The sequence below is a fragment of the Desulfobulbaceae bacterium genome, from assembly GCA_015231515.1.
Lineage (GTDB): Bacteria > Desulfobacterota > Desulfobulbia > Desulfobulbales > VMSU01 > JADGBM01.
This window is the reverse complement of the sequence record JADGBM010000001.1, coordinates 1-13174: the sequence shown is the minus strand read 5'-3', so window position 1 is coordinate 13174 and position 13174 is coordinate 1. Positions and strand designations below refer to the sequence as shown.

Annotated in this window: 10 protein-coding genes and 1 tRNA gene; 6 read left to right on the top strand and 5 right to left on the bottom strand. The window is 42.2% G+C overall.

What is annotated here, in order from left to right; translation table 11 throughout:
• Positions 1-114: 114 nt before the first annotated feature.
• Complete coding sequence (locus HQK80_00055) at positions 115-1746, top strand: response regulator (protein ID MBF0220617.1); 1632 nt, start codon at positions 115-117, stop codon at positions 1744-1746.
• A gap of 73 nt (positions 1747-1819) precedes the next feature.
• Here the strand turns inward: HQK80_00055 and HQK80_00050 are convergent, their stop codons facing one another.
• From HQK80_00050 to HQK80_00035, 4 genes are all read right to left on the bottom strand, one after another.
• The gene (locus tag HQK80_00050; GenBank protein ID MBF0220616.1) at positions 1820-3628 is read right to left on the bottom strand and encodes an ABC transporter ATP-binding protein; all 1809 of its coding nucleotides are present in this window, start codon (positions 3626-3628) and stop codon (positions 1820-1822) included.
• A 47-nt stretch (positions 3629-3675) separates the two neighbouring features.
• Positions 3676-5424 carry an ABC transporter ATP-binding protein gene (locus tag HQK80_00045; GenBank protein ID MBF0220615.1) on the bottom strand — a complete coding sequence of 583 codons (1749 nt, stop codon included), beginning with the start codon at positions 5422-5424 and terminating at the stop codon, positions 3676-3678.
• A 323-nt stretch (positions 5425-5747) separates the two neighbouring features.
• Positions 5748-6140, bottom strand: coding sequence for a response regulator (locus HQK80_00040; GenBank protein MBF0220614.1), 393 nt, complete (start codon positions 6138-6140; stop codon positions 5748-5750).
• Positions 6141-6355: 215 nt separating this feature from the next.
• A complete protein-coding gene (locus HQK80_00035; protein MBF0220613.1) occupies positions 6356-7174 on the bottom strand; it encodes a hypothetical protein in 819 nt (272 codons plus the stop codon).
• Positions 7175-7403: 229 nt separating this feature from the next.
• Here HQK80_00035 and HQK80_00030 point away from each other — a divergent pair, with 229 nt between their 5' ends.
• From HQK80_00030 to HQK80_00015, 4 genes are all read left to right on the top strand, one after another.
• Positions 7404-8702 (top strand): homoserine dehydrogenase, encoded by a 1299-nt coding sequence (locus HQK80_00030; GenBank protein MBF0220612.1) that lies wholly within the window; start codon positions 7404-7406, stop codon positions 8700-8702.
• A 9-nt stretch (positions 8703-8711) separates the two neighbouring features.
• Positions 8712-9920, top strand: a complete 1209-nt coding sequence (locus HQK80_00025) for a cofactor-independent phosphoglycerate mutase (protein MBF0220611.1) — start codon at positions 8712-8714, stop codon at positions 9918-9920.
• Positions 9920-10360, top strand: coding sequence for an acyl-CoA thioesterase (locus HQK80_00020; protein ID MBF0220610.1), 441 nt, complete (start codon positions 9920-9922; stop codon positions 10358-10360). The genes HQK80_00025 and HQK80_00020 overlap by 1 nt, the downstream gene beginning before the upstream one ends.
• Positions 10361-10470: 110 nt before the next feature.
• Positions 10471-10547, top strand: a tRNA-Met gene (locus HQK80_00015).
• A 311-nt stretch (positions 10548-10858) separates the two neighbouring features.
• Here the strand turns inward: HQK80_00015 and HQK80_00010 are convergent.
• The gene (locus HQK80_00010; GenBank protein MBF0220609.1) at positions 10859-12280 is read right to left on the bottom strand and encodes an integron integrase; all 1422 of its coding nucleotides are present in this window, start codon (positions 12278-12280) and stop codon (positions 10859-10861) included.
• Between the two features lie 279 nt (positions 12281-12559).
• Between HQK80_00010 and HQK80_00005 the strand changes: the two genes are divergently transcribed.
• The coding region (locus HQK80_00005) for a hypothetical protein (GenBank protein MBF0220608.1) at positions 12560-13174 on the top strand (615 nt) is incomplete at its 3' end.

Below are 13174 nucleotides of genomic sequence, written 5' to 3'. Positions count from 1 at the left end.
AAAGTTACACACTGGATTTTTTCTTTTTGTTATTTGCATGTCAGTAAAAAGGTGAGTATGTTAGGCCAAAACATAAATGTAAATAAATGATAAATTAGATGAAAAACAAGATAAATGAACTCACCTTTAATGTGTCCTGCCCACAGTCACGATATTCGTGTTCCTGCCACTATTCTCATAGTAGATGATGAACTGATTAATCGAAAGCTTTTAACGGCGCTTTTTGAGATCGACAACTATTTTTTGCTTGAGGCTGAAAATGGTATTGAGGCGCTGCGCCTGGCTGTCGAAGAGCGTCCTGATATCATTCTTCTTGATATAATTATGCCCCAAATGGATGGGTATGCTGTCTGTGAGGCGCTTAAAAGCAATCCTCAGACATCCTCGATACCAATAGTCCTTGTGACTGCTCACAAATCGAGTGAACATGAGTCGAAAGGATTTCTCTGCGGTGCTGTCGATTACATTCATAAACCATTTAATCCAGCCATTGTCAAAGCCCGTGTGGTGACTCATTTAAAGGTCAAACTTAATCAAGATACACTTGATAATAGTAATGCAAAACTTCAATTAGTAAATAAGCTGCTTGAACAGGAGATTGAGCAGCGCAGCAAAGTTGAGAAGGATCTTGTTATTGCACGTGACGAAGTTGAAAGTGCAAATCGGCTGAAGGAAGCCGTTATTAAAGACCTGTTTCTGGCGATGTGTGAAATGCTTTCCAGCCGAGACTTGTATACCTTTGAACACGGAATGCGTGTTGCTTCAATTTCACGATTAATCGGCGAAGAGATGGGTTTAGGCCATGATGAACTTGACGCCCTTGAGCTTGGCTGTATGCTTCATGACATCAGTAAGGTGGCAATTCCTGATGATGTGCTGCTGAAACCTGGGCTTTTTGATGCTCAAGATCGTGAAATCATGCGTCTGCATCCCGCTATGGGAGCACGGATTTTTAGTCGCCAATCATGTGACCAGCGAATTATCGATATCATTCACTACCATCACGAACGACTTGATGGCAGCGGTTATCCAGCTGGGCTTAAATCAGATGAGATAAGCCTGCTCGTTCGTATAGCCATGGTTGCCGACACCTATGAGGCTATGGTAGCTAAGCGTCCTTATAAAAAGCCGATAAGCAGGGCCTCTGCTCTGCGTTTGCTGAAAAAAGATGTTGGCGCCGGACTGCTAGATCGTTTTGTAGTAGAGGTTCTTGCCCAGGTTACCGAAGATTGGAGTCCGTTGAATCAAATACCGTATACTTCTGACGAGGGTACGAAGTTACTTGAACTCTTTCGCCAGAAAACCTATTTCAGAGAGCCGTTAAGTGATTTTTATAATTACAGATATCTGTTTTTTCTTGAACGATCAGGTTTTCTCGACTGCCTTGACCACGGGTATTCATTATTTAAGATTGAGGTGACAAATCTTAACCAGATCAATAAAGATTTTGGTTACTTGAAAATTGATCAAATTATTGACAATGTCGGTTCAAAAATAAATGAGGTTTTACTCTCCATAACTCATGGCCATGAAATAAGGTGTCAGCTGATATTAATGAGAAAGGGATCTACATATCTGGTCTATACCAACTGTCACGGTAAGGCGTTGGTGAAAGTTGATAAACAGTTGGAGAACTGCGTAGGGGCAATTCGGATTGAACACGGAGTACTCTGCAAAAAGGTGCATAATAAATTTCTTGCAGATGTATCAGTTGAAGAGGCCTTGTACAAGTTGTTGGCTATATAGTTGCTTGTCGCCATGCCAATAGCTGTCAGCGAGTGGCATGGCGCCGAAAGGTTTAAAAACTTCAGGGGCTTTGCTAAGCGTGTGGCGCTGCATCAAAGTTGATTTTCTGTTGGCTGACCATTTTATAGAACATACCTTTTTTGCCAAGTAGATCTGCGTAGGAACCTGACTCGAGACTTTCACCGCCTTTTAAGACAATTACCTTGGCAACATGCCTGATAGTTGAGAGGCGATGGGCAATGAAGATACTTGTTCTGCCTTTCATGGTTTCCGAGATGGCTTTTTCAAGAAGCATTTCTGTCTCAGAATCGATGCTTGCGGTTGCCTCGTCTAATATCATGATTTTTGGGTCTCTAGCCAGAACTCTGGCCATGGCGAGCAGTTGTTTTTGTCCGGCAGATAGTTCGTAACCACCCTCACCGATTTTTGTTTCTATGCCATCTGGAAGCCTTTTAACAACCTCTTGAAGCTGTGATTTGTTGATTATCTCCTGAAGCTGCGGTTCCGATAGCTGCTGGCCGAAACAGATATTATCCCGGAAACTCCCTGGAATGAGAAAAATATCCTGCATGACAAGTCCAATCTGGTTTCGAAGCCAGTTAAGGTCTATTGTGCTCAGGTCAACACCATCAATTGTGATTGAGCCACTATCGATATCATAAAGACGCTCCAGTAAGTTAATTATTGTCGTCTTGCCTGAACCGGTTGGCCCAACTATGGCGACGGAGTCACCCTGTTGTATGGTGAGGTTGAAGTTTTTTAGAACCATCTCCTGGTTGTTATACGAAAAATTAACATCTCTGAAATTAATTGCCCCTTCAACTCTTGGAATAACTACGTTTTCGTTAACTTTAAAGGAGCTTTTTTTATCAAGAAGCTCGAAAATTCTCTCGGCAGATGCCAAAGCCGACTGCACAATTGAAAATTTCTGTGAAATTTCCCGTACAGGTTTAAAGAAAAGTCGCATATAGGAGAGAAATGCAGCCAGGACCCCAAGTGTCATTTGGTTTTCTAATATCTGCCCCCCTCCATACCAGATAATCAAAGCGATGGAGACAGTGCTTACGACCTCAATAAAGGGCAGGAACATGCCGAAAATTTTAATTTGGTAGAGGGTCTTACGTGTATAGGCATCGTTTTCAATATGAAATTTAGTAAGACAATCCTGTTCGCGCCTGAAAAGTTGGATGAGTGAGGCCCCGGAGATACTTTCCTGGAGAAAAGAGTTAATGGCCGCAATTTTTGTGCGAATGTTCCTGAAGGCATCGCGGGCTTTTTTGCTGAATAGTATTGAACTCACTGTCACTACGGGAATGAGCAAGCTCATGACCAGAGCAAGTTTCCAGTTCATGAAGAATAGAATTACCAGTATGGCCACAAGCTGGATTGTATCGTTAAAAATAGTGATGATTACCGAGGTAAACATTTCATGCATGTTTTGAATGTCATTGGTTAAACGCGTTACAAGTTTCCCGGTTGGATTACTGTTGAAGTAGGAAAGGTCCATGGAAACCATATGGGCAAACAGATGTTGCCGCATACGGTGCATGATGTTTTGCCCGGTTCGTTCCAGTACCGTCACCTGATAAAAATTAGCAACAAAGCCCAGAAATACCACACCACTAAAAATTACTATTAGAGTCTGTAAACCTTGCATTCGTTGTTCACGGTTTAATTCTGTCGCCAGGATAAATGAGTCAATGGCGGTGCGGATGAGGTAGGGGAGGGCAAGACTACTGCAAATTACAGCAGCAGAGAGAACTATGGCAAGGAACACCCCTTTTTTTTGAGGGGCGACGTAGACAAGTATGCGTTTCCACAAGTGAACATCTTTCACATTACCTAATTTGTCTTCTTCGAAAAACCCGTAACTTTGCTGCATTGGCGGTATCTCTACTTTTATCCGGTTTTAAACGGATATTTGGTTGTCTAATTGTCGGCCTGATTAGCGTAAATAATCTGATAATAGCTGCTGTGCTCAATTAAGTATTGGTGAGTTCCGACAGCTGATATCAAACCGTCATTAAGTACTGCTATCGATCTTGCATTTCTAAGTGGTGACAATCGGTTTGAAACGACAATGACAATTGCCTGCTCTGCATAGCGATTTAAACTTTTTAAGATATGTTTTTCTGTGCCTGAATCGACAGCTGACAGGCTGTCATCAATTATTAAGACCGGAGCTTTGGTCATAAAGGCCCGGGCCAGAGATATTCTCTGGCGCTGTCCTCCTGAGAGTTTCACGCCTTTTTCTCCTATTCGAGTCGCATAGCCATTGGTGAAGGAAGTAATCTCGTCATGGATACCAACCATACGGGCAACAGTTTCAATCTGATCTTGCGTGGCGGCAGGTACTCCAAAAGCAATATTGAAGGCAATTGTGTCTGAGAAAAGCAAGGCATCCTGTGGCACATAAGCGATACATTTCCTGTAAGAACCGATCTGATATCGGTTGATGTCGTGGCCATTTATGAAAATTGAACCGTCAGGAACAGGAAACATGCGAGCCAACAACTGACACAGTGTCGTTTTACCACTGCCGGTTTTTCCGACAATGCCGTACAGCCCTTTTTCATAAGAAAGCGATATCGTCTTTAAAACGGAGCTTTGCTGGCCTGGATAACTAAATGAGTTTAAGGAAAGTGAAATTAAATCAATAGGTTGACTCAGGGAAAGAGAGGCTTCTGTATCATCGAGTAGAGGTTGGTCGTTGAGCACTTTTTGTATGCGGCCAAGAGAAGTAGCGCCCCGTTGAAATAGATTGGCAACCCAGCCGATAGCCATCATGGGCCAGGTCATCATCAGCAGGTAGCTGACAAAGGCGACAAAATCGCCGACAGTAATTGTTTTATTGATAACCATTTGGGCGCCAACAAGTATGATTAACAGCAGGCTGAAGTTGGCGATAAGACCAGATATCGGAAAGAGCAGACCCTGAATCTTGGCGACTTTGACGCTGTGCTCAATGTAAGTTTGTCCTAAATCGTCAAAGCGTTTTGTCTGATTTTCCTCCTGGGTATAGACTTTAATGAGTCGCATAGAAGAAATTGTGCTGCGTGCAACTTCTGTCAGCTTAGAAAATTGCTCCTGAACGCTTTTAAAACGAAGGTGAAGTTTGCCTGATAAGTGACGAGTCAAAAAGGCAAGGAGTGGTAATGGTAAAAGAGTTATTAAGGTAAGCAATGGGCTTATGTAGAGCATGAAACCGACCACTGCCACAGTCATAAATAAGGCATCAACAAAACTCACCAGCCCCATACCGCAAGCGAGTTGTACAGCCGAAAGATCATTGGATGAAAGGGCCATTAACTCGCCTGTAGTATGTTTTTGAAAATAGGCGCGATCAAGGCTCAAGAGCTTTTCAAATAATTTGTTACGGATTTCCTGTTCCAGGAGGCGAGAGAAGCCAAGGATCAAGTAACGCCAGATAAAGCGGAAAACTGCAACGCCTAAAGCGAGTCCGGTGATACTGAGAGCATGGTTTATGAGTTGGTGCGGGGTGAAAAGGCCTGAGTTAAGACCGTCTATAGCCGATTTAATTACTCGCGGAACCAGAAGTTGTAGTAGGTCTACACCTAAAAGGGCGACCAGGCCAACAGTGATACGTACAGAATATTTTTTGAAATAAGGGCCAAGAAACTTTAATGAGTTGGTGTTTTGAATTTGCTTGAAGGTCACAACTGCTTTATGAAATTGAATGTTTAAAGGTCCATTCGCAAACTACAGCCAAAGTTTTTTTTGCCTTGGCGCATCACTGAAACTGATGATTTTTATTGCCGCGATGTTATCGAATTATTGATGTGTTAAACGATTACATTCTTACATCATTTAAAGGTTTAGTACCTTAAAATTTTTTCGAAGTTGGAGTTTAAACTCTGCTGTTGCTCGTTGTAATTCGATGTGAAGCGCACAAGGGAATAAAACTATGTGAAAAAAATCAGGGGGAGTAGGTAATACTTCAAATGATGATAAGGGAAAAATGGTTATTCCAGGTCAGCCGGTTAGTTGTCTTGGTTGCTAAGCGCCTTTTCAATGAGAAGTGCAAAATCTTTTTTCAGTAAAGGTTTACGAACAAACCATTTAATGCCTAAGGCTTTGGCATCATCACTACTGAACTCACTGGTAAAACCGGAACAAATGATAATAGGAATTTGAGGGTTAATCTTTAAGATCTCCCTGCTGAGCTGTTCTCCATTTAAGTGCGGCATTTTATAATCAGTTATTACCAGACTAAAGTGATGCGGAAGATCTTTGAACAGCTCCAAGGCCTCCAGGCTGTTAGAGTTTGATATTACCTGATAGCCGAGTTTTGTAAGAATTAACTCGTTAAGCTCTAAAACCATGGTGTCGTCGTCAACTAAAAGGATGCGATCATTTGTGCTTTGGTCTTCCATAACGATGGGCGCTCCCTGGATAATAATGAGGGCATGTGAAATTCGCCTAGCAATTTACACTTAAAACGTAAACGATCAGTAGACGGATTTCAGCCAGTAACTAATTAATAGGTGTAAAAATAAATTTAAAAAAAACATAGCATAAAACCTGTTAAGAGGTGGTACTGATTGAATACGTAGATAGTACTTACATTTTGTGAGTGGCAGGTGGCGGTTTAAAGCTGGGAAAGGTAGGATACCAGGTTGATTTTAGAAGAGGCAATTCCTAGTTTTTTGCGGATGTTTAGGCGGTGAGTTTCTACTGTTCGTTCCGAAAGATTCTGCATTACAGCAATTTCCTTGATTGAAAAACCTCCTTTAATCAAGTTGCACAGTTCAATCTCCTTAGGTGTCAGTCGATATTGTAAGCTTGTAAGTTTGATGCCTAATGAGGAGGTCAATTTGCTGAGATTCTGTTTAACAAGTTTAAGGTAGCTGCTGTCAAGCGAAGATGCTTTTTCAATAAGCCTGTCGATAATAGGCAGCAAGAGTTTATGGACATTGACATCTACCCGACTGTAAATATTCTGTTTTTCAATTTCAAGGTGGTTTAAAACCTCTGACAGGGCGATGGTCTTGTTGTGAAGTGTGTGGGATTTTTTATTGATGAGCAGCTCCAGTTTTTTGTTTGCCGCAACAAGTTGATCTGTGGCGATTGTATGCTTTGTGATATCTCTAAAGGAATAAAGACGAGCTTTTTGGGGTAGGTTGATACGTTTGACATTTACCAGAAACATAGTTTTCTGTTTGGCCTTGCCTGTAACGGTTACCTCAATGTTTGCTACTTCCTTTTGGGTATCAAGTTTTTTACTGTCAATCAATAAACTTCCTGTAAAGCTGGAAATATTTGTAAAAGGCAGAGCTGTATCAGGTTTATAGCTAAGAATTGTGCTGGCATTGGTGGATAAAAATAAAATGTTACCATGGTCATCTGTTATGACAATGAGATCGGTAAGGTTTTTCAGCGCCGCTTTATAAAATAAAATTTCATCCATTGAATGCTGTGATCCTTTTAATATTGTTTTGGAACAACTGTAATCAAAGGAGGTACTGAGGTCTATTTTTTTTATGATAAAATAAAAAATTATTGTAACCATTCACACGGCATCTTTGCATGGGCATCTAGCTGACCCAAAGGGGTGTTTTTCTTTGACAAGGGGCTGTAAAGAAGGTAAGAATGCCAACTTTTGAGCGGTATTTTTCTTCCATTTATAAGGTTATTTTATGAAGACTATCAATGTTGGTATACTCGGTTTTGGAACAGTCGGCAGCGGTACGGCAGAGGTTTTAGTGCAGCAGGCCAAAACACTTCAACAAAAGACGGATTTGTCGATCGCTATCAAGGCGGTGGCCGATATCAATATTGACCGTCTTCCCGAGGCCTTTAATGCTACAACGCTTACCAAAAATGTTGATGATATCTTTAATGATCAGTCGATAGATATTGTTGTTGAACTTATTGGTGGGTTGGAGCCGGCACGGACATTCATGCTAAAGGCAATTGAAGCTGGAAAGCATGTGGTTACTGCCAATAAGGCCTTATTGTCCATTCATGGTAAGGAGATTTTTGAGGCAGCAGCGCGTAAAGGTGTCGAAGTTGGTTTTGAGGCCTCGGTCGGTGGCGGTATTCCGGTAATCAAATCCCTGAAGGAAGGTTTGGTTGCCAATCAGATCAACTCGATCATGGGAATTATGAATGGAACGGCGAACTATATTTTGAGCCAGATGTCTGATTTTGGCCTGCCCTTTGATCAGGTCTTAGAAGATGCCAAACAGAAAGGCTATGCTGAGGCTGATCCTACTTATGATATCGAAGGTATTGATACTGCGCATAAGTTGGTCATCTTAATGATTATGGCTTATGGTATAAATATATCCCTTGACGATGTTACAACAGAGGGAATATCACAAATTAAACCTATCGATATAGAGTTTGCCAAACAGTTTGGTTGCCGGATTAAGCTCTTGGCAATTGCCAAAAATAATGGCGGCCATTACGAAGCAAGGGTTCACCCCACTATGGTACCGGATGACCACATGCTTGCCAGTGTAAATGGCGCCTATAACGCCATACATTTTAATGGAGATATGGTTGGCAATGTTTTGTTTTATGGCAAGGGCGCCGGAAAAATGCCGACAGGCAGCGCTGTCGCAGCTGATATTGTCGATATTTCCAGAAACATTGCTAATGGCTGTATCAACCGCGTGCCAAGCCTCTCGTATCTGCCACAAAATATTAAGGATTGTAAAATCACGCCGATGAATGAGATCTGCGGCTCTTATTACTTCCGGATTACCGCCTTAGATCAACCCGGAGTGCTCGCTCAGATTGCCGGAATCCTCGGTAAAAATAATATCAGTATTGAGTCTGTCATTCAGAAAAAACGCCATGATAGTAAGTTTGTGCCGATAGTAATTCGTACACATCGTGCCATGGAAAATGAAGTTGAAAAGGCACTTAGTGAGATTGATAGCCTTGAAATGTGTACCAGTCCAACTGTTAAAATCCGCATTCTTGAGTAAAGTCCGCTAATGGCAAATAAAAAGCACATCATACTTATTGGCGATGGTATGGGTGATTACCCGATTGCCGAGCTCGGGAATAAAACCCCACTGGAAGCTGCTTCTATCCCTGTGATGGACAGTCTGGCCGGGAAGGGTCTTTTGTATACTCTGCAAACGGTTCCTGATGGACTGCCCCCCGGCAGTGATGTTGCTAATCTTTCCTTGCTTGGCTATAGGCCAGAAAAATTTTATACCGGTCGTTCACCCCTTGAAGCGGCAAGTATGCGAGTGAGTCTTAAGCCTGACGAAACCGCGTTTCGCTGCAATCTTGTTACCCTTGATCGTTCAAATCCTGCCTCTATTCGAATGATCGACTACAGTGCTGGACATATCAGCACAGAGGAAGCTGCTGATTTGATTTCTGCTCTTTCAAGGCTAAATAACAGTTCTTTTCAGTTTCACCCAGGGATCAGTTATCGCCATCTGTTGGTTACAAGCATCGACTCAAGTTCTCTACACACTGTTCCCCCTCACGATTTTACTGATAAAGATGTCACTGGTCAATGGCAGAAATATCTTCAGCTAGAGGGGTTTTCTGAACTGGTGCAAAGGGCCACGGAAATATTGGAGAATCATCCGGTTAATCAAAAAAGGATTGCCGATAAAAAAAATCCTGCCAACGCTATATGGCTTTGGGGTGAGGGTAAATCTCCCCAGATGAAGTCAATGAAAGAATCGTATGGTGTGAGTGGGGCACTTATCTCGGCGGTGGATCTCTTGAAGGGCATTGGGGTCTACGCCGGTATGGAAGTAATTAATGTGGCTGGTGCTACTGGGTATCTTGATACTAACTATGCTGGGAAAGCCGCGGCTGCACTGGAGGCTGTCGACAGGCATGATCTGGTTATCGTACACGTTGAAGCTCCCGACGAGGCGGGGCACCAGGGATTACTTAAAGAAAAAATTAAGGCCATTGAAGATTTCGATAAGAAGATTGTCGGTCCTATTTATGAGGGCCTTTGCGGGAAGTACGATTTCTCTCTGGCAATTACCACGGATCACTATACTCCCCTGGCAACCAAAACCCACGCGGCTCACCCAGTGCCAATCATAATTTATGACTCTTTAGAGCAAAAGTACAGTGACGCTTCCTACTGCGAAAAATCTGCGGAAAAGAGTTGCCGCCTTCTGTCAAATGGAGAAGAGTTCTTCAATGTTTTATTGGGTAGGCAGTAGTGGTTGATAAAACAACCGCCGATGCCCTTGTGCACAGTTGCCAAACCCGCGTTTTGTACGGAGATACAGATTCTGGCGGTGTAGTTTATTATGGGAATTACCTCCGTTATTTTGAAAAAGGACGCACTGAGTTCATGCGAGCGCAGGGGATTAGTTATAAGTCTTTGGAGGAATCGGGTTTTATCATGCCAGTCGTTGAAAATTACACCCGCTATAAAGCTTCAGCCACCTATGATGATCTCATTGAGATACAAACTACACTGGCTGAGGTTAAGCAGGTGTCCTGTAAATTTATCTACCAGATTAGAAATGTTGAGACAAATCGTATTCTCGTGAAAGGCCATACTGTTAATGCAATTGTTGATAAGAGTGGCAGGCTTACTAAATTTCCAGATGAAATATATTCTAAGCTCATTGAGATAGCCAGGAAGCTTGACTGACAGGGTGACCGATCCAGTCCCGTGATCCCTTTTGTCCGGTTGAATTGACAGAGGAGTCAATCTAAGCTCTTGACACTATTAAAAAAACGGGTATAATCCTCGACTTGTGACGCGGGGTGGAGCAGTCCGGTAGCTCGTTGGGCTCATAACCCAAAGGTCAGAGGTTCGAATCCTCTCCCCGCTACCACTTAGATATATAAGGCTTTCAGGGGTTTCTCTGAAAGCCTTTTTTTATGCCTAAATTTTGCCTACCCAACACTATACCCAACACCCGGCACTGTTTTCAGTACCCAACGATAGCAGAGCAAAATGAGTGACCCTGCTTTAGGTAAGACTGATTAGAGATACCTTGACTTTTGTACAATTGAATCTTTACAGAAAATAGTGCAATATTTTCTGGCTCATCAAAAAAATCTGCTTCCAAAACATCTTGACCGCTGAAATTTTTTCATTTGTCAATCTCTGCCAGTCACATCTTAACCAGATCCTATTTGTCTGCTAGAAATCAAGGGGACTTTTTGCTTCTTTTATGGTCTGGCTTTTAATGGTGTGAGTATAAATCATGGTGGTTCTCACATCACTGTGGCCTAACAGTTCCTGGATCGTGCGGATATCATAATTTGCCTGTAACAAATGGCTGGCAAAGCTGTGACGGAAGGTGTGGGCGGAGGCGCGCTTGCAAAGCCTGGCCTTGTCAACCGCCTCCTTTATCGCCTTTTGCACATGGGTTTCGTGTAGATAAGACCGGCAGTATTCGCCAGTCCCTGGAACAAGGGTCAAGTTCATGGCCGGAAACAACCATTGCCAAATAAATTCCTTAGCCGCATTCGGATATTTTTTCCCCAGCGCATCCATCAGAAACACCCCAGCATATTTACGGTCCAGATCGCGTTGATGCAGATCTTTCAAAGAGTTTACCCGGGCTCGGAGGCCCATTATAATTGTTTCGGGGAGAGGTACTGTTCTGACCTTTTTCCCTTTGCCATGAACGGTTACAATTCCGGCATCAAAGTTCAAGCAGTGGATGCGCAGGTTCAAGCACTCAACCAACCGAAGTCCGCAGCCATATAGCAATTTCACGACCATATCATATGGAGGTACGAGATGAGCAAGAATCTCGTCAATTTCTTCACGGGACAACACGACCGGTATGTAAGGCTTGCGCTTGGCCCTGACCACTCCCTCGACCTTGCCGAACTCTTTGTGCAAGACATGGCGAAAAAAAAACAAAAGCGCATTAAACGCCTGATTCTGAGTCGACGCAGAAATATTTTTTTTAACCGCCAGAAAGGTCAAAAAGTCCTTAACATCAACAGGAGAGAGCAATTCTGGAGGTTTGCTCTTGGTAAAGGATTGGAATTTTCGCATCCAGAGCCGGTACGTTTTTAAGGTCTTCGGAGAATAATGCCGCAGCTTGATTTCATCCTCCAATCCGGCATATTCCTCTTTCCAGGAAGCGTTGGTTCGAGCACCTGGTTCGTTGATCTTGACGGAGACGGTTGGCGGAGGTGATGGTTGGGGATACGTTTTTCGCATGGTTGCGACACAATTGCTAGTGTTTGTCGGGCCTGTAGAAGCAGCAGAAGCAGATATTGGTACCTTGGCCATCTTTCCTGGCAGATCAGCTTTCGGTGGGGGCTGGTTATCGCTTAGAGGTTTAGTTGATCCAATAAGCTCATGATAAAGCGAGATCGCATGTGATGCTTGCTGTTGATTGGATTTAGTTTGTTTCTTTTCTTGTAATTTACCAAGGAAGCGAGAGAGGCTCTCTTTTTGGTCGGGTGTAAAATGATACTTCCGGCAGAAATCAAGGTAAAAGCGCAACCATTTTTCGTAAAACGCGTGCAAGCGATTTGGAACCTCCTTATTTTGTAAACATACTGTAAATTGCGACTGTAACGATGAAGGGATTGAGAGCATCGGATTATCCTCCTGCTGGATATTCTCCCAGACTGAATGATATACAGTAGGATAAATTGGCGACAAGTTTAGGCTTGTCAAGAATATTTAATTAAGAGTATGGTGATAATTCAATAGATTAGCAAGAAAAAGACTTGTGAAATACCCGGCTTGTTGTGGGGGGGGATGACGAGTTGAAAACGATGGCATGTTCTCGCAGTAAAGATATACAGAAACAGTAGAATCACTTGTTATGCTTCACAAAATACAAACTATCTTCAGTAAATTTTGGTTAATAAAATGTCAGAATCAATTTTAGATATTGTCGCTCAATACGCGTCACCAGGTACTTCCGTCAAATTGACATTGTTGACCCAAGAAAAAGTATTAGGCAGGATTGAGTCAATAAAAAGCACAGTAGTTGTTATTCAGCAAGCAAATGGGAACATTCGCCTGATAAAGTCTGAGAATCTTATTGATTTCGAAATAATTTCATCTGATTCCGAATCCAAGGGAAACTTTTCCTCTGAGGTTGAAAGTGTAGAATCTCAACAAGAAAATATTGCAAAAGAAACTACACAGCCCCAAACTGATATTTCAGTAGAAAAAACGACAAAAGAACAAATTATTAAACCAAACAATAATATCATTTTATTTAAAAGAGATATTATTCTTAAAGATATAGATCCTATCTTCGATATTGGAGATATTACCAATGGTGAAAAACAAGATTTAAATAAAATTAAAAATAAATATGACTATGCTATTAAAATTCATGAATTAGGTAGGATCAGACAAGCAATCCCAGAGCTCGAAGAAATTGCAGCGAATGCCAATAACCATGCAATACATCTTTTATGTGGCCAATTTGCAAAATTAATGGGTGATAGAAAAAAGGCTGAAAAATATTACCAA